The following is an 18,174-nucleotide window of genomic DNA, read 5'->3' as shown; positions in this document are numbered from 1 at the left end:
ACGAAAAAAGTCAGTGCGATGCGTGTTGTCAGGCTGTTTTTCGTGTTGGTTCGTGGTTTTCGTGGCAAAAACAGCCTTTGATTTTCTGACGCTAGCAGTAAACGTTTATTGAACCTCTTTGACGGTCGTACCGCATGCACCCCCTCGACGCCCTGAACTGCCCGCTGTCGGGCATCAATCTGATCGAAGCTTCGGCCGGTACCGGCAAGACCTGGACCATCGCCGCGCTGTACACGCGCCTGCTGCTGGAGGACGCGCCGGACGGCACGCCGCCGCCCACGCTGGACCGCCTGCTGGTGGTGACCTACACCAAGGCCGCCACCGCCGAGCTGCGCGAGCGGCTGCGGCGCCGGCTGGTGGAACTGTGGCAGCTGCTGGACGGCCAGGGCCCGGATCAGGGTCTGGGCGGCGACCCCTTCCTGCAGGCGCTGGCCGAGCGCTTGGCCGCCAGTAACCTGGACCTGGCGCGGCAACGGCTGCGCGACGCCATCACCGGCTTTGACGCCGCCGCCATCTACACCATCCACGGCTTCTGCCAGCGCGTGCTCACCGACGCCGCTTTCGACAGCGGCCAGACCTTTGCCGCCGAGCTGGCCACCGACAACCTGGCCGAGCTGCAGCAGCTGGCCGACGACTTCTGGCGCACCCGCATCGTTGCGCAGCCGGCGCTGGCGCAGATACTGGCCGAAAACGGCGACACGCCGGAAGGCTGGCTGGCCGAGGTGCGACCGTGGCTGTCCAAGCCCTACCTGCGCATGCCCGCCATCGCCAGCGACGCGCTGCTGGCCGCCCGCGAGGCCGCGGCCAAGGCCTGGGCGCAGCTGCAGGCCGACGCGGCCAGCCTGCCGCAGGCGGCCGACCTGCTGTTGGCCGCGCCTGGCCTGAAGCAAACCAGCTACAAGCCGGCGCAGTGCCAGCGTTACCTGCGCCTGCTGCAATTGCTGCTGGCCGACGCCAGCCTGCCGCAGCTGTCGGCGCAGCAGGCGAAAGACCTGGCGCGGCTGGCGCAAAGCCAGCTCGACAAAGGCGTCAATAAAGGCCACAGCGCGCCACAGCACCCGCTGTTTGTGCGGGTGGAAGCCTGGCTGGCGGCGTGGGATGGCTACAGCGCCTTGCTGGCGCAACAGCTGGCCGGCCTGAAGCTGGCGATGATCGTGTGGATCAACGAACAGGCGGTGGCGCAGCGCCGCGCCACGCGCCGTCGCGGCTTTGACGACCTGCTTACCGACCTGGCCGCCGCGCTGAACGACCCGCAGCACGGCGACAGGTTGGCCGCACGCATCGCGGCCGACTTCTCCATTGCGCTGATCGACGAATTCCAGGACACCGACCCGCTGCAATACCGCATCTTCCGCCGCGCCTTCGTGCTGCAGCAGCGGCCGGTGTTCATGGTGGGCGACCCCAAACAGGCGATTTACAGCTTTCGCGGCGCCGACATCTTTGCCTACCTCAGCGCCCGCCGCGACGCGCCGGCCGAACGCCAGTACACGCTGCTGACCAACCGCCGCAGCCAGCCGCCGCTGGTACAGGCGGTGAGCGGCCTGTTTGCGCGGCCGCAGCCGTTCCTGCTGGACGGTATCGATTACCCGCCGGTGGACGCCGCGCCCAGCGGCGGCAGCCGTTTGCAGGTCGACGACGGCGACGCCGCCTTCAACGTGTTGCGCTTTCCGGCCAGCGACAGCGCCAAGGGCGTCAGCAAGGGCGAGGCCACGCAGTACGCCGCCGAAGCCACCGCGCACGAGATTGCCCGCCTGCTGGGCGACGCCCGTGCCGGCCGCGCCGCGCTGGCCAAAGGCGAGCAGACGCGGCCGCTGTGCGGCGGCGACATCGCGGTGCTGGTGGCCACCCACCGCCAGGGCGACGCCGTGCGCGAGGCGCTGGCGGTACGCGGCGTGAAGGCGGTGGCGCTGACGCAGGAAAGCGTGTTCGCCAGCCACGAGGCCGGCGAGCTGCTGGCGCTGCTGCGCGCCTGGGCCGAACCGGCGTCGGAAACGCGGCTGAAAGTGCTGTGCGCCACCACGCTACTGGGGCTGGACGCGGCGCAGCTGCTGGCGTTGAGCGAAGACGAAACGGCGTGGGAAGCACGGCTGGCGGCCAACCAGGACGACCACCGCCGCTGGCTGCAGCGCGGCTTCATGGCGGCCTGGCGCAGCTTCATGGCGCGCGAGGGCGTGGCGGCGCGCCTGCTGCCGTTGCCGGACGGCGAGCGGCGGCTGACCAACCTCGGCCATCTGGCCGAACTGCTGCAGCAGGAGGCCGAACGCATAGCCGGCATGGCGCCGCTGCTGGCCTGGTTCGAGGCGGCGGTGGCCAACCCGCCGGCCGGCGAGGAAGCGCTGCTGCGGCTGGAAAGCGACGCCGAGCTGGTGAAGATCGTCACCATCCACACATCGAAGGGGCTGCAGTACCCGCTGGTGTTCTGCCCCTTCCTGTGGGACGGCGCGCTGGAGCGGCGCGACACCACCTTCTGGCGCTACCGCGACGGCGACGAGGCCTGGCTGGCGCCGGGCGAGCTAGTGGACGCCGCCGCCCGCGACGCGGCGCGCGGCGAGATCCTGGCCGAAAAGCTGCGCCTGCTGTACGTGGCGCTGACCCGCGCCGAGCACCGCCAGTACATCGTATGGGGCCACGTGAAAGACATGCAGACCGCGGCGCTGTCGTGGCTGCTGCACGGCCGCCATGCGGCCAACCTGGCGGCGCTGGAAGACACCGAGCTGTCCGACGCGCTGATCGGTGCCGACCTTGCCGCCTACGCCGCCGGGCAGGGCGGGGCGGTGTGCAGCCGCGAGGTGAACGTGGCGGTGAACACCTTGCCGCCGCCGCCGGCCAGCGTGTTCCAGCCGCAGGTGCAGGCGGTGCACCGCCGCCTGCGCACGCCGTGGTTCATCAGCAGTTTCAGCAGCCTGACGCGCACGCTGCACGGCAGTGCGCCGCAGGCCAGCGAGGCGCCCGACCACGACCATGGCGTGCTGCAGCCGGTGGACCCTACCGAGTTGCGGCCGGACCGTTTTGCCTTCCCGCGTGGTGCGCGTGCCGGTACCTGCCTGCACGATATGTTCGAGCGGGTGGATTTCACCCAGCCGCAGGGTTGGCCGCAGGTGGTGGCCGAGGCCTTGCAGCGTCATGGCTTTGACGCGCTGTGGCAGGACGCGGCGCTGGACATGCTGCACGCCACCATCAACGCCGAACTGGCCCCCGGCGTGCGGCTGGCCACGGTGCCCGCGACGCAGCGGCTGGTGGAAATGGAGTTCACGCTGCCGGCCGACGGCCTGAGCCTGCCGGCGCTGCAAGCGGTGCTGACCGACCCCGGCAACGGCCTGGCGGCACCGCTGCGTGCCGCGGCGGCGCAGCTGGATTTCGACCGCGTGCGCGGCTACCTGAAAGGCTTCATGGACCTGGTGTTCGTGGCCGACGGCGCGCTGTGGCTGGTGGATTACAAGTCCAACCACCTGGGCGACAGCGTGGCTGACTACGGCCACGACGCGCTGGCGGCGTCGATCGCGCGCGAACACTATTACCTGCAGTACCTGATCTACTGCGTAGCGCTGCGCCGCTACCTGGCACAACGCGCGCCGCAGCTGCGGCTGGGCGGCGTGCGTTACCTGTACCTGCGCGGCATCGACGGCAGCGGTGCCGGCGTGTGGTGCGACACGCCCGGCGAGGCGCTGCTGGCGCAGCTGGACGCGCTGTTCGTAGCTGCGTGAAATGGCATTGCCAGTGGGGTCAGCCTGTCTACACTGAACTATCGAAACAGGGACAGAGCGGAGGCAGAGCATGGCAAACCGCTTGCGTGGCCTGCTTGCCGTGCTGGCATTGTGGTCCGGGCTGCTACAGGCCGCCCAGCCCGGCGTGGTGTTTATTCCAAAGGGCGCTAGCCACGTGTTCTGGAAGGAAATGGCGCGTGGTGCCCAGAATGCTGCACTCGGTCTGGACATCAACCTGGTCTGGCGTGGCCCGGCGCTAGAGAAGGATGCCGTATCGCAAGCCAAGTTGATGACTTACTACAACGGCAAAGGCATGGCGGGCATGATCGTGGCGCCCAATGCCGCTGCGCCCTTGCTGCAGCCGTTGCAGAGCGCGCAGAAGGCCGGCAGCAAGCTGGTGATTGTCGACTCGCCGCTGCAGCCGTCGCTGGGTCTGCCTTATGTGGGCACCAATAATCGTACTGCCGGCGAGATGGCGGCCGACTATGCTGCCACGCTGAAACCCCCACCGCGCAAGGTACTACTGCTGCGTTTTTCGTCGCTGCACGACTCCACCCGCGAGCGCGAAAACGCCTTTCGCGACCGCATGCGTCAGCTACTGCCGGCAGTGCAGATCGACGACATTGCCGATACCGGCATCACCGTGGCCGATAGCCGTGACAAGGCTGTAGCAGTACTGGCGCATGCGGGCGATGCCGATCTGATTTTCACGCCTAACGAGTCCACCACCGAAGGTGCTATACAGGCGTTGCAGCAAAGCGGGTTGGCCGGCAAGCTGCGCCATATCGGCTTTGACTATTCGCCGCTGATCGACAAGTCGCTGCGCGCCGGCACCTTGCAGGCAGCCATCACCCAAGACCCGTATCAGATCGGCGTGCGGGCGGTGACCGTGATCAGCGACCTGTTGCAAAAGAAACCGGTAGCGGCCACGTATTACATTCCGGCCACGCTGGTGACGCTGCCCAGCCTGTCGCAACCGGTGATCGACGCCCGCCTGCGGCCCTTCCTCGAATACATGGCGCGTTGAGCAGGCACCGGCATTGCCTGAACAGCGTGCTCTGGCTTTACAATCCTGTCATGCCCGCCGCCGCCGTGCGGCCAACCAGACAGGAAGGACCACCATGTTCGAATCCGCCGAGATCGGCCACGCCATCGACAAGGCCAGCTACAAAGCCGAAGAAGCCCGTCTGCGCGAGGCGCTGCTGGAGGTGCAATACGAGCTGAAGCAGCGCAGCGAGTTTCCGGTGCTGCTGCTGATCCACGGCATGGACGGCGCCGGGCGCGGCGAAATGCTGAACCAGCTGAACGAATGGCTGGACCCGCGCCTGATTCACACCGCCGCCTTCGACACTCCCAACGACGACGCCCGCGAGCGGCCATGGATGTGGCGCTACTGGCGCGAGCTGCCGGCCAAGGGCCGGCTGGGCATGTTCTTCGGGTCGTACTATTCCGACGCGCTGTTCGACCGCGTGGACAGCAAGACCAATCGCGACACCTTCGACAAGCAGCTGTTCGACATCCTGCGCTTCGAGCGCATGCTGGCCAACGACGGCGTGCTGATCATGAAGTTCTGGCTGCATCTCACCGAGGAAAAGCAGAAAAAGCGGCTGAAAGCGCTGGAAAAAGACCCGGCCACCGCCTGGCGCGTGACACCGGCCGACTGGCAGCATCACCAGCAATACAAGCGCATCCGCGACAACGCCGAGCACATGATGCGCCTCACCAATACCGCCTACGCGCCGTGGCTGGTGGTGGACGGCGAAGACGCCAACTACCGCAGCCTGGCGGTGGGTCGCGCCTTGCTGCAGGCGCTGCAGCAGCGGCTGGCGCTAGAGCACGGCTGGCACGCGCGCTCCGACGACGGCGCCATCACCCCGCCGGCCGACAACAAGTTGCTGCTGGATTCGCTGCAGCTGGACCATGCGCTGAGCAAGGACGACTACAAGGTCCAGCTGGAGGCGCTGCAAGGCCGCCTCAACGGCCTGACCCGTCACCCCGGCTTTGCCGAGCATTCGCTGGTGCTGGCGTTTGAAGGCAACGACGCCGCCGGCAAGGGCGGTGCCATCCGCCGCATTACCCAGGCGCTGGATGCCCGCCGCTACCGCGTGGTGCCGGTGGCGGCGCCCAGCGAGGAAGAGCGCGCCATGCCGTGGCTGTGGCGCTTCTGGCGCCACGTGCCGGGCAAGGGCAAGGTCACCATTTTCGACCGCACCTGGTACGGCCGCGTGCTGGTGGAGCGGGTAGAAGGCTTTGCCAGCGCCACCGACTGGATGCGCGGCTACTACGAGATCAACGACTTCGAGCACCAGCTCACCGACAACAAGGCCATCGTGCTGAAGTTCTGGCTGGCCATCAGCGCCGACGAGCAGCTGGCGCGCTTCAAGTCGCGCGAGGAAACCGGTTTCAAGCGCTTCAAGATCACCGAAGAAGACTGGCGTAACCGCGACAAGTGGGACGACTACAAGGTGGCGGTGTGCGACATGATCGACCGCACCAGCACCAGCGCCGTGCCGTGGACGCTGGTGCCGGCCAACAACAAGTACTACGCCCGCATCAAGGTGCTCACCACCATTTGCGAGGCGCTGGAAGCCAGGCTGGGCAAGGCATGAGCATGACAGATACCGCCGACAGCCTGCTGCCGGCGCAGCTGGGCAGTTTGCTGGCGCGGCTGGACCCGCAGCACGGCGCGGCGCTGGCGCCGCTGCTGCAACGCCTGCTGGCGGCGTTGGCCGCCGGCCACGTGTGCCTGGCCGGTGTTGGCCGCGACGAGCTGGCGCTGCTGCGGCGCAGCCCGCTGGCCGGGCGCCCCGGCGACTACGCGCCGCTGATCGTGGACGACGCCGGCCGCCTGTACCTGGCGCGGCAATGGCAGGACGAAACGCGGCTGCTGCACGCGCTGCAGGCACTGGCGGCCGACCCGCAACCGCTGGCCGGCGACGTGGACGGCGTGCTGGGCGGCTTGTTTCCCACCGCCGTGGCTGGCGACTGGCAACGCTTGGCCGCCTGGCTGGCCACCCGCCGCCGCTTCATGGTGATCTCCGGTGGCCCCGGCACCGGCAAAACCACCACCGTGGTGCGCTTGCTGGCGGCACTGGCGGCGCTGTCCGACCGCCCGCTGGTGATGGCGATGGCCGCGCCCACCGGCAAGGCGGCGGCGCGGCTGACCGAGTCGGTACGCAGCGCCCGCGACGCGCTGCCGGTAGCCGACGCCGTGCGCCGCCAGCTACCCGACAAGGCGCAGACGCTGCACCGCCTGCTGGGCCTGGTGCCCGGTACCGCGCAGCCGCGCCACCATGCGGCCAACCCCTTGCCGCTGGACGTGCTGGTGGTGGATGAGGCGTCGATGGTGGACCTCACGCTGATGGCGCAGACGGTGGCAGCGCTACCGCGCCACGCCCGGCTGATTCTGCTGGGCGACCGCTATCAGCTGGCGTCGGTGGAGGCCGGGGCCGTGCTGGGCGATATCTGCAGCCAGCAAGCGTGGACCCCGGCGACCGCGGCCAGCCTGCAAGCCTGCGGCGTGACGCCGCCGGGTGCGGTGGACGGCGACGCGGTGCTGGCTGACAGCGTGGTGGTGCTGGAAAAAAGTCACCGCTTTGGCGAGCACTCCGGCATCGGCCAGCTGGCCCGTGCCGTCAACGCCGGCGACGCTGGCGTGGCGCAAGCGCTGCTGCAGGACGGGCGCGACGATCTGGCCTGGCTGGCGCACAGCCCCGACGCCGCGCATTTGCTGGCGCTGCGCCAGCCGTACTGGCAAGCACTGGACGCGTTAGGCGACAGCGACGACTGGGCCGGCCTGTTTGCCGCCTTCAACCAGTGCATGCTGTTGGCCGCCGAACGCCACACGGTGGACGAGGTCAACGCCGCCATCACCGCCGCCTTGCAACAGTGTGGCCGCAAAGCGGCCGACAGCGACTGGTACCCCGGCCGCCCGGTGATGGTGACGCGCAACGATTACAGTGTGGGCCTGTTCAACGGCGACATCGGCCTCACCGTGCAGCGCGGCGAGCGGCTGCGGGTGATCTTCCCCACTACCGACGGCGGCTGGCGCGAGGTGTCGCCGGCGCGGCTGCCCGAGCACGACACCGTGTACGCGATGACGGTGCACAAATCGCAAGGCTCCGAATTTGGCGAGGTGTGGCTGCTGCTGCCGGCGCAGCCCACCGCCACGCTGACGCGGGCGCTGGTGTACACCGCCATCACCCGTGCGCGGCAGCGCTTTGTGCTGGCCGGCAGCCTGGCCGTGTTGCAAGTCGGCGTGCAGCTGGCGCCGCTGCGGCAATCGGGCCTGGCCGAGCGGCTGTGGCAAGTGGCAAGCGCGGGCTGAGCGGCAGCGCGTGCGGCCAACTGTTGCATTCCTGCCAGCAGGGCTGCGTTATCGATAGGGCAGCAGCGGTCAAAGCTGCACAGCGCGGCGGCATTCTCCGTAAGATGGCGCCTTCTCGAAAGCAGCAGGGAGTGCTCATGCAGGTGCAAGCCGTTGCCGACTGGCTGGAAGACGCCATCCGCTACGATGATTCGGATTTTCTGCCGTTGATGCTGGGTAATCATGCCATCGGTTACGTCAATACCGCCTGGCGCCAGCGCCTGCAGCAAGCGCACAGCGAGTTGTTTGCCGTGCAGGCTGACCGCGTGGCCCTGCTGGCCGAGGGCCTGGATTACGCCGCCTGTTCCGCCAGGCTGCAACAGGCCGCCGAAGCCTGGCGCGACGCCGGCTGGCTGAACGGCTGGCGCAACGAGCGCTTTATTGCCTACCTGCCCGACGGTACGCCCTGTTTCGAGCTGGAACGTGCCGCGTTCCGCCCGCTGGGCCTGACCAGCCGCGCGGTACACCTGAATGGCCTTAGCCGCTTGCCGGATGGCGAAATCCGCATGTGGATCGGCCGCCGCAGCCCGTTCAAGGACGTGGCCCCCAACCGTCTGGACAATCTGATGGGCGGCGGCGTGGCCGCCGGCGAAAGCATTACCGATGCGCTGCTGCGTGAAGGCTGGGAAGAGGCTGGCATGCAGCCGGCGCAACTGCAGCCGTTGCAGCAGCAGGCCTTGTTGCTGGCTACCCGCCCGGTGGCGCGTGGTCTGCATCGTGAGTGGCTGTTCGTGTACGACATCTGGCTGGACCCGGCCACGGCGCCGCAAAACCAGGACGGCGAGGTGGCCGAACACGTGCTGATGCCGCTGGCCGAGGTGGAGCAGCACATCCTCAACGGCCAGTTCATGAGCGACGCCGCGCTGGTGGCGGCCGACTGTCTGGCGCGGCTGGGTTATTGGGGGGGGCAGGCCACTCCCTTGTTGACCTTGCTGGATGGCGTACGTGCTACCGTGGGGCAAAACGTACTAGGCCGATAAGCGTGTTCCTGCCTGCCGCCGGCAGGAGCAAGCCGGTTTTCCCTTTAAAGCTGCTATTTCATGCTACCGTCTACACCTGCCAACGAAGCACCATCCCGCGTCAGTTTCTGGCGGGCTTTCCTGTTCTGGTTGAAGCTTGGCTTCATCAGCTTTGGTGGCCCCGCAGGCCAGATCGCCATCATGTACCAGGAGCTGGTAGAGCGGCGGCGCTGGATCTCCGAGCGCCGCTTTCTGCACGCGCTTAATTACTGCATGGTGTTGCCTGGCCCGGAGGCGCAGCAACTGGCCACATACATTGGCTGGCTGATGCATCGCACCTGGGGCGGCATTGCCGCCGGTGCTTTGTTCATTCTGCCGTCCCTGTTCATGCTGATTGGCCTGTCCTGGATCTATATCGCGTTTGGTGATGTGCCGTGGGTAGCCGGTCTGTTTTTCGGCATCAAGCCTGCGGTGACAGCCATCGTGCTGCAAGCCGCGCACCGTATCGGTTCGCGCACGCTGAAGAATCGCCCCTTATGGGCTATTGCGGCGGCCGCATTCGTAGCGATCTTCGCGCTGGGGCTGCCATTCCCGGTGATTATCCTTGCCGCTGCCCTTATCGGTTATGTGGGCGGGCGTGTGGCGCCGGCGATGTTTCAGCCTGGTGGCGGGCATGGCGCTGGTGGCCAGCAGGTGGCGAGTGCCATGATCGACGATCACACCCCCACGCCACCGCATGCGCTGTTTAGCTGGCCACGCCTGAGCCGCGTGCTGCTGGCGGGGGCGTTGTTGTGGCTGCTGCCGATGGGGCTGCTGACTGCTTGGTATGGTTGGCCGCATACGCTGACTCAGATGGGCTGGTTCTTTACCAAGGCCGCCTTGCTGACGTTTGGTGGCGCCTACGCGGTATTGCCGTATGTATATCAGGGCGCGGTGGGAAGCTATGGCTGGCTCAGCCCCACGCAAATGATGGACGGGCTGGCACTGGGTGAAACCACGCCGGGGCCGCTGATCATGGTGGTGACCTTTGTTGGTTTTGTCGGTGGCTACGTCAAAGCCGTGTTCGGGCCGGATAGCCTGTTCCTGGCCGGCGCGGTAGCGGCCACGCTGGTGACCTGGTTCACTTTTTTGCCATCTTTCATCTTCATCCTGGCGGGCGGGCCGTTCATCGAAACCACCCATGGCCAGCTGAAATTTACCGCACCGCTTACCGCCATTACCGCCGCCGTGGTCGGCGTCATCCTCAACCTGGCGCTGTTCTTTGCATACCATGTTTGGTGGCCAAGCGGGCTGGGTGGGGCATTCGAGTGGCCTGCTGCATTGATGACCTTGCTGGCGGCGCTTGCTTTGTTTCGTTTCAAGGCCAATGTGATCCACGTGATTGCAGCTTGTGCGGTGATCGGCCTGCTAATCAAGACTGTTACGATCTAAACGGAGTGCCCTGCTGACGTTGGGCCAGCTGCTTGCCGATTTTGCCGACCATGCTGTGTGCGATCAGTTTGATGTGATTGTCATGCTGTAACTGCCTGTACCTGGTAGTGACCAAGCAGGCACGGGCGAGGAGGATGGTAAGGGATTGCCTACATGTGTCGCCGCCAGAGCACGGCGGTACCATGCAAGTTTCTTGCAGGAGTACGATTGGAAGGTGCCGTGCGTCAAGACAGCAATGGGGTAACTAAGGAGGTGGGCTGAATTCTGCCTGGCACAGCCAGCTGTGCCCCCTGGCGGGTACCCTGAACAGGCTAGGGGATGGTCTTGCGAGTGGCATCACTGGCAAACTTTTGAATTTGTTGGCGTACCCGACTGGAATCGAACCAGCGACCTTCAGCTTCGGAGGCTGACACTCTATCCAACTGAGCTACGGGTACACTTCAGGCTGCGCAATATAGCCTATGCGCGGCATTTTCGTCCAGCGCCATTGCGTTGGCGCAAACATTATCGAAGCGACATTTTGCCGCGGCAAGGCTTTGCCGTATAATTTCCCTATTCTTCGGATTGTCATTATTAATTCAGGTGAGGCAGGAATGAGCAACGAAACCAAAGCCCCAGGCAAGATCCTGACGGTTCTGCTGGGTGTAGTCGTGCTGTTGGTAATAGCAGTTTATCTGCTGGCCAAGTTGGCCACCGGCGGCTTTGATGTCAATGCGGAAGTAATGACCAAGGAAGCCGTTGCCGCCCGCCTGAAGCCGGTTGGCGAAGCCAAGGCCAGCGACGCGCCTCCGGGCATGAAAACCGGTCAGCAGGTTTATGAAGGCATCTGTATCACCTGTCACGGTGCGGGTCTGGCTGGCGCACCCAAGTTCGGTGATGCCGGTGCCTGGACTGCCCGTATTGGCCAAGGTTGGGATACGCTGGTTAAACACGCCATCGAAGGCTTTAATGCGATGCCGGCCAAGGGTGGCGCTGCCGACCTGACCGACGACGAAGTGAAGCGTGCCGTTGCCTACATGGGTAATGCCGTTGGTGGCAAGTTTACCGAGCCGCCGGTAGGTGGTGCTGCTGCCGCTGCTGGCGGTGACCTTGATCCGGCTACTGTCGGCAAGAAAGTGTACGACAGCGTGTGTGTGGCCTGTCATGCTACCGGCGCCGCCGGTGCGCCGAAGTTCGGCGACAAGACAGCCTGGGCGCCGCGCCTGAGCAAGGGCGATGACGCGCTGCTGGCCTCGGCAACCAAAGGCCTGAACGCCATGCCGGCCAAAGGCGGTTACACCGGTTCGGACGCTGAGTTCAAAGCATCGGTACAGTACCTGCTGAACGCTGCCAAATAAGTTGCGGCGCCCCGCTTGGCGGGCCCGTGATGAAAGCCCCTGCTATAACGGCAGGGGCTTTTTTGTGCGGCAATATTTTTCAACCGCGATGGATACTGCTTGGCGGCATGGGCTGGTACGGTGGCCGCAGCAGGGTGTCAGCCGCCTTTGTCGTCGGTTTTCTGCACCTTGCTGCCCAGCATGGCGCTCAGGTTGGCCAGCCGGCTCTTGCCTTCGGTTTTGCTGACGATGGGTTCGCCGCCCTTGCGGCCGAAGTGGCGCACGTCGTCGCCGCTGATCTCGCTGATGAAGCGCGACGGCTCCACGAACAGCCATTCGCCGGCACGGCGCCGTTTCACGCAGTAGGTGAGGGTGAGGCTGCGCTGGGCGCGGGTAATGCCCACGTACATCAGGCGGCGTTCCTCTTCCACCATGCCGTTATCCACCGATTCGCTGTGCGGCAAGATGCCTTCCTCGCAGCCCACCAGGAACACGTGCGGGTACTCCAGGCCCTTGGACGCATGCAGCGTGGACATGTGTACCGCGTCCACCTCGCCTTCGTCGCGGCCTTCCAGCATGGTGATCAGCGCGATGGTCTGGGTCAGTTCGATCAGGTTCTTGCTGTCGGCCTCGCCCTTGCGCTGCAGCCAGGCCACCAGTTCGAACACGTTCTTCCATTTGCTTTCCGCCGCCTTGGGGCTGTCCTCGCTGTCGTATAGCCAGGCTTCGAAGCCGATCACCTTCAGCATGTCCATCACCAGCTCGCCGGCGGGTTCACGCGTGGCGCGGTATTGCAGGCTGGTGATGAAGCGGCAGAAGTCTTCCAGCGGCTTGAGTTGGGCGTCTTGCACCTGCACGCGGAAGCCCGGCTCGCTGGCGCTGGCAAACAGGCTCTTGTCGAACAGTGCGGCGCTGGCGCCCAGTTTTTCCAGCGTGGTAGCGCCGACGCCGCGTTTGGGCGTGGTGAGCGCACGGATGAAGGCCGGGTCATCGTCGGGGTTGGCGATCAGGCGCAGGTAGGCCAGCACGTCCTTGATTTCCGGTTTGTCGAAAAAGCTTTGCCCGCCGGCCATCTGGTACGGAATGCGCTGATTGCGCAGCGCGGTTTCGAATACGCGCGACTGATAATTGCCGCGGTACAGGATGGCGTAATCCTTGAAGCTGGTGTGGTACTCGAATTTGTGCGCCTGCAGGCGCTGCACCACGATTTCGGCCTCGTGGTCTTCGTCCTTGCACATCACGGCGTGGATGGGTTCACCCAGGCCCAGCTCGCTCCACAGCTGCTTTTCAAACAGCTTGGGGTTGTTGGAGATCACCGAGTTGGCCGCACGCAGGATACGCGCGGTGGAGCGGTAGTTCTGCTCCAGCTTCACGATTTTCAGCGCCGGAAAGTCGTGTTGCAGCAGGCGCAGGTTTTCCATATTGGCGCCGCGCCAGGCGTAGATGCTCTGGTCGTCGTCGCCCACTGCGGTAAACAGGCCGCGTACGCCGGCCAGCAGTTTCACCAGCCGGTACTGGCAGGTGTTGGTGTCCTGGTATTCGTCGATCAGCAGGTAGCGCAGGCGGCCCTGCCACTTGATCAGCACCTCGGGGTGAGTCTGGAACAGCCCCACCGGCAGGCGGATCAGGTCGTCGAAGTCCAGCGCCTGGTAGGCCATCAGCGTGGCCTGGTAGGCGCTGTAGGTGGTGGCGCAGATGCGGTCGAACTCGTTATCGGCGGCCACCAGCGCGGCGTCGGCGTCCACCAGCTCGTTCTTCCACAGCGAGATGCGGCTTTGCACCTTGCGCACCTCGTCCTTGTGCGTGCTTTTCAGGATGTCGGCGATGATCTTGGCGGCGTCGTAGCTGTCGAGGATGGAAAACTGCGTCTTGTAGCCCAGGTGCGGTGCCTCCTGGCGCAGGATGTGCATGCCCAGCGAGTGGAAGGTGGACACGGTAATGCCCTTCAGTTCGCGGCTGTCCATCAGCTTGCCCACCCGCTCCAGCATTTCGCGCGCCGCCTTGTTGGTAAAGGTGATGGCGGCGATGTGCCGGGCCTCGTAGCCGCACTCGCGGATCAGGTGGCAGATCTTCTGGGTAATCACGCGCGTTTTGCCGGAGCCGGCGCCGGCCAGCACCAGCAGCGGGCCGTCCACGTATTTGATGGCGTCGCGTTGCGGGGGGTTCAGTTGCAGCAGGGACATGGGCTGTCGTCAATCCTTCATCGATAGCGGGCATTGTAGCGCAGGGCAGGGCCCGCGCAGCGGCCACGGCTGGCGGCACATCCATTATCATCGGGGCTGCGGCATGCGCTATGGCCAACCCGGCCGCAATCAGCAAGGAAAATACATGGCCACTTACGCGATTGGCGATTTGCAGGGCTGCTTTACGCCCTTTATGGCGCTGTTGCGCCAGATTGATTTCAACCCGGGCCGCGACACGCTGTGGCTCACCGGCGACCTGGTCAACCGCGGCCCCGAGTCGCTGCAGGTGCTGCGCTGGGTGTTCGAGCACCAGGACAGCGTGCAGACGGTGCTGGGCAACCACGACCTGCACCTGCTGGCGGTGTCCGAGGGCTACGGCAAGGTGCACAGCGACGACACCATCCAGCCCATTCTGGACGCCGCCGACAGTAAGGTGCTGCTGGACTGGCTGCGCTGCCAGCCACTGATGATCTACGAGCAAGGCTACGCCATGGTGCACGCTGGCCTGTTGCCGGAGTGGAGCATCAAGAAGGCGCTGCGCCTGGCCGAGGAGGTGGAGGACGAGCTGTCCGGCAAGCACCACCGCCAGTTTCTGGGCAAGCTGTACGGCAACAAGCCGCTGCGCTGGCAAGACGACCTGAAGGGCATGGACCGCCTGCGGCTGATCGTGAACGCCATGACGCGCATGCGTTTCATCAACCAGGACGGCGAGCTGGACCTGTCGTACAAGGGCGAGCTGGACGGTGCACCGCCGCACTTGCTGCCGTGGTTCGAGGCCGCTGCCCGCCGCAGCGTGGATACGCCGATTGTGTGCGGCCACTGGTCGGCGCTGGGCCTGCATCTGGAGGACGACGTGCTGGCCATCGACAGCGGTTGCTTGTGGGGTGGCAGCCTTACGGCGGTGCGGCTGGAAGACCGCGCCGTGTTTTCGCTGCCGTGCCAGGCCTACCGCGAGATCAGCCGCTAGGGTTGGCCGCAGGCTGCGGCCAAGCTTTGGTACAGCACAAGCGGCCAACTTTTGGCGCAGCGCAAGACGCAAAAAAGCCCCGGTGTCCGCACCGGGGCTTTTGCTGACAGCGTGACGTCCTAGCTCAGCTCTTTGGACACTTCGCGTGCCAGGTGCGGGGCTTCAACCGGGGCGCCATGGTTGATCGGCGTCGGGTTGGCCAGCTCGCGCGCCATCTGTTCGGTGTCCAGCGAGTCTTCCCACTTGGCTACCACCACGGTGGCCACGGCGTTGCCGATCAGGTTGGTGATGGCACGGGCTTCGGACATGAAGCGGTCGATACCCAGGATCAGCGCCAGGCCGGCTACCGGGATTTCCGGTACTACTGCCAGCGTGGCGGCCAGGGTGATGAAGCCGGAACCGGTCACGCCAGCCGCACCTTTGGAGGTGAGCAGCAGCACGCCCAGGATAGTCAGCTCTTGCGTCAGCGTCAGGTCGATATTGCAGGCCTGGGCGATGAAGATGGCCGCCATGGTCAGGTAGATCGAGGTGCCGTCCAGGTTGAACGAGTAACCGGTCGGAACCACCAGGCCGACTACCGGCTTGGCGCAACCCAGCTGCTCCAGCTTGGTCATCAGGCGCGGCAGGGCAGATTCGGACGACGAGGTGCCCAGCACGATCAGCAGTTCTTCCTTGATGTACTTGATCAGCTTCCACACGCTAAAGCCGTAGAAGCGGGCGATGCTGCCCAGTACCAGGCCCACGAACAGCACGCAGGTCAGGTAGAAAGTACCCATCAGCGATGCCAGCTGTACCAGGCTGCCGACACCGTATTTGCCGATGGTGAACGCCATGGCGCCAAAGGCACCGATCGGCGCCAGCTTCATGATGAAGCCGATCATGGCGAACAGCACGTGCGACACTTTTTCGAAGAAGCCCAGTACCGGTTTGCCTTGCTCGCCCATCAGCGACAGGCCGGCACCGAACAGGACCGAGAACAGCAGTACTTGCAGGATCTCGCCTTCAGCAAAGGCACCCACCGCGCTTTGCGGGATGATGTGCAGGATGAAGTCTACCGTGCTCTGGCCGGCAGCCTTTTCGGTGTACTTGGCAATGGCGCCGGTATCCAGCGTGGCGGGGTCGACGTTCATGCCGGCACCCGGTTGAACGAAGTTCACCACCAGCAGGCCGATGGCCAGGGCGACGGTGGTTACCACTTCAAAGTACAGCAGGGCCTTGCCGCCGACGCGGCCAACCTTTTTCATGTCTTCCATGCCGGCAATGCCGACCACGATGGTGCAGAAGATGATCGGCGCGATCATCATTTTCACCAGCTTGATGAAACCATCACCCAGCGGCTTGAGCTTGGCGCCCAGCTCCGGCATGAAGTGGCCCAGCATGACGCCCAGGATGATGGCGACGATCACCTGGAAGTACAGCGATTTGTAGAACGGCTTACCCGACATATCGACCTCTCTGATGTGTTTTGGCGGCACGCTGTGCGTACCGTACTATCAGGGACGATCATGCCAGTGCTGTACCAAAGGCAAAATTGGGTATTTCCGCATTGCGGCAATCCCCAATGGCAACCCTTATGGCATGTCTTGGCTGCTCAGTCTGTTATGGGTACTTGCAGGGCGTCGGCAATGCGGCGGCGCGAGATGTCGGATAGCGTAAAGCGGGTCAGGCTGGCGCACTCGGCTTGGGTGATGGCGGCGGTGTAATGCAGTTCTACCACCATGGCGCGGGTACGCAGGATCTGGCAGATACTCTGCCAGAAAGTGGTGTCGCCGGCGTAGGCCGCCGCCTCGCAGAACTGGCCGCCGGGGGTGGTAAAGCGGATGGCCACCGGCTGTACGTTGGCCTCCGCCAGCCGTGCCGCTTCGAACAGCGACGCCTTGAACGGCAGCAGGCCGCGGCCATCCGAGGTGGTGGCTTCGGGGAACACCGCCATGCAGCCGCCGTCGTGCAGCGCCTGCGCCAGCTGCTGGTTGACACGGCTGGCGTCGCGGCGGTTGGCGCGGTCGATAAACAGCGTGCCGGCGTTTTTTACCAGAAAGCCGGCCACCGGCCAGTCGCGCAGCTCTTTCTTGGCCACGAAGCGCGACACGGTAACGCTGTTCAGCGCAAAGATGTCCAGCCACGACACATGGTTGGCCACCACCAGCGTGTTGGGCGGGTACACGCCGGGCGGGTTGCCGCACACCTTTACCTTGATCGCCAGGATGTGCAGCAGCTGGCGCGACCAGCGCTGGGTGATGACGGCGCGCTCGGCCTGGGCTAGGCGCGGGTAAACGGTGGCAACGGTCAGTACGCCGCGCAGCAGGTGCAGGCCAAGGCGTGCCAGGCGCAGCGCGCGAACGGGTAGGGCGGTAGTGTGGTGCACGGAACGTGGGGTCTCACAGGGGTTGGCAATGCGGGCAGAAGCAGCTGCTGCGCTGGCCCTGGCGAAGTTCGCCGATCAGCGCGCCGCAATCATGACAGGTCAGGCCGGCGCGGCCATACACTTTATAGCTTTGCTGGAAGTAACCGGGCTTGCCCTTGGCGTCGGTAAAGTCGCGCAGGCTGCTGCCGCCGGCCTCGATGGCACGTGCCAGCACGCGCTTGATCTCGGTGGCCAGCCGGTCGCAGTCCGCTCGGCCAAGCTGGCGCGACTCGCGCGCCGGGTGGATGCCGGCGTAGAACAGCGATTCGTTGGCGTAGATGTTGCCGACACCCACCACCACATGGTTGTCCATGATGCTGAGCTTGATGGCGCTGCCGCGGCGGCGGGTAGCCTCGAACAGCACGCTGCCGTCGAAGGCGTCCGACAGCGGCTCTGGCCCCAGGTTCGCCAGCAGCGGGTGCGCTTCGGCCGGCCCCTGCTGCCACAGCATGGCGCCGAAACGGCGCGGGTCGCGATAGCGCAGAACCGTTTCGCCCAGTTCGATGTCTATGTGGTCGTGCTTGTCGGGCAGGGTGCCCGGCGGCACAAAGCGCAGGCTGCCGGACATGCCCAGGTGCACGATCAGCGTGCCGTGGTCGAAATCTACCAGCAGGTATTTGGCGCGGCGGCTAACGCCGCGTACCGTGCGTCCGGCCAGCAGGGAGGGCAGCTCGGGCGGCACCGGCCAGCGCAGGCTGGGCTGACGCAGCAGCACACCGCACACGGTGGCGCCTTCTAGCTGCGGGCTGACGCCGCGACGAGTGGTTTCGACTTCTGGCAATTCCGGCATGGGACTGTCCTTGCGCGCTGCATGAATTCATTGAATGGCGTGGTATTCTACCTG

General features: G+C 65.3%; 12 protein-coding genes and 1 tRNA gene. 8 read left to right on the top strand and 5 right to left on the bottom strand.

Annotation, left to right across the window (positions count from 1 at the left end; genetic code table 11):
- Positions 1-134: 134 nt before the first annotated feature.
- The 6 genes from recB to chrA all read left to right on the top strand — a co-directional run bounded on the left by recB (position 135) and on the right by chrA (position 10,460).
- Positions 135-3,704 carry an exodeoxyribonuclease V subunit beta gene (gene recB, locus ACK4FZ_RS05410; protein WP_409818635.1) on the top strand — a complete coding sequence of 1,190 codons (3,570 nt, stop codon included), beginning with the start codon at positions 135-137 and terminating at the stop codon, positions 3,702-3,704.
- Between the two features lie 70 nt (positions 3,705-3,774).
- Entirely contained in the window at positions 3,775-4,731 is a 957-nt protein-coding gene (locus ACK4FZ_RS05405; RefSeq protein WP_409818634.1) for a substrate-binding domain-containing protein, read from the top strand.
- A 94-nt stretch (positions 4,732-4,825) separates the two neighbouring features.
- Positions 4,826-6,313: a polyphosphate:AMP phosphotransferase gene (gene pap / locus ACK4FZ_RS05400; protein ID WP_409818633.1), complete on the top strand. Its 1,488-nt coding sequence runs from the start codon at positions 4,826-4,828 to the stop codon at positions 6,311-6,313.
- Between the two features lie 2 nt (positions 6,314-6,315).
- Complete coding sequence (gene recD / locus ACK4FZ_RS05395; RefSeq protein ID WP_409818631.1) at positions 6,316-8,031, top strand: exodeoxyribonuclease V subunit alpha; 1,716 nt, start codon at positions 6,316-6,318, stop codon at positions 8,029-8,031.
- A 137-nt stretch (positions 8,032-8,168) separates the two neighbouring features.
- Complete coding sequence (locus ACK4FZ_RS05390; protein WP_409818629.1) at positions 8,169-9,050, top strand: DUF4743 domain-containing protein; 882 nt, start codon at positions 8,169-8,171, stop codon at positions 9,048-9,050.
- Between the two features lie 60 nt (positions 9,051-9,110).
- Positions 9,111-10,460 carry a chromate efflux transporter gene (gene chrA, locus ACK4FZ_RS05385; RefSeq protein ID WP_409818627.1) on the top strand — a complete coding sequence of 450 codons (1,350 nt, stop codon included), beginning with the start codon at positions 9,111-9,113 and terminating at the stop codon, positions 10,458-10,460.
- Between the two features lie 360 nt (positions 10,461-10,820).
- Here chrA and ACK4FZ_RS05380 read toward each other — a convergent pair.
- Positions 10,821-10,897 (bottom strand) — tRNA-Arg (locus ACK4FZ_RS05380).
- Between the two features lie 156 nt (positions 10,898-11,053).
- Here ACK4FZ_RS05380 and ACK4FZ_RS05375 point away from each other — a divergent pair.
- Positions 11,054-11,797 carry a c-type cytochrome gene (locus ACK4FZ_RS05375; RefSeq protein ID WP_409818626.1) on the top strand — a complete coding sequence of 248 codons (744 nt, stop codon included), beginning with the start codon at positions 11,054-11,056 and terminating at the stop codon, positions 11,795-11,797.
- A gap of 137 nt (positions 11,798-11,934) precedes the next feature.
- Here the strand turns inward: ACK4FZ_RS05375 and ACK4FZ_RS05370 are convergent, their stop codons facing one another.
- A complete protein-coding gene (locus tag ACK4FZ_RS05370) occupies positions 11,935-13,959 on the bottom strand; it encodes a UvrD-helicase domain-containing protein (RefSeq protein ID WP_409818624.1) in 2,025 nt (674 codons plus the stop codon).
- A gap of 145 nt (positions 13,960-14,104) precedes the next feature.
- Here ACK4FZ_RS05370 and ACK4FZ_RS05365 point away from each other — a divergent pair, with 145 nt between their 5' ends.
- Entirely contained in the window at positions 14,105-14,926 is an 822-nt protein-coding gene (locus ACK4FZ_RS05365) for a symmetrical bis(5'-nucleosyl)-tetraphosphatase (RefSeq protein WP_409818622.1), read from the top strand.
- Between the two features lie 119 nt (positions 14,927-15,045).
- On the opposite strand, the gene ACK4FZ_RS05360 is transcribed toward ACK4FZ_RS05365, so the two are convergent.
- From ACK4FZ_RS05360 to mutM, 3 genes are all read right to left on the bottom strand, one after another.
- Positions 15,046-16,371, bottom strand: a complete 1,326-nt coding sequence (locus ACK4FZ_RS05360) for a dicarboxylate/amino acid:cation symporter (protein WP_144373317.1) — start codon at positions 16,369-16,371, stop codon at positions 15,046-15,048.
- Between the two features lie 146 nt (positions 16,372-16,517).
- Positions 16,518-17,291 carry a lysophospholipid acyltransferase family protein gene (locus ACK4FZ_RS05355; RefSeq protein ID WP_409818621.1) on the bottom strand — a complete coding sequence of 258 codons (774 nt, stop codon included), beginning with the start codon at positions 17,289-17,291 and terminating at the stop codon, positions 16,518-16,520.
- 13 nt (positions 17,292-17,304) lie between these two features.
- Positions 17,305-18,120, bottom strand: coding sequence for a bifunctional DNA-formamidopyrimidine glycosylase/DNA-(apurinic or apyrimidinic site) lyase (gene mutM, locus ACK4FZ_RS05350; protein ID WP_409818619.1), 816 nt, complete (start codon positions 18,118-18,120; stop codon positions 17,305-17,307).
- Between the last annotated feature and the right edge of the window lie 54 nt (positions 18,121-18,174).

Origin of the sequence: Vogesella sp., from assembly GCF_046297735.1 — a bacterium.
GTDB classification, from domain to species: domain Bacteria; phylum Pseudomonadota; class Gammaproteobacteria; order Burkholderiales; family Chromobacteriaceae; genus Vogesella; species Vogesella urethralis.
Note: the sequence above shows the minus strand (reverse complement) of the source record. Positions and strands in the feature narration are given on the sequence as shown.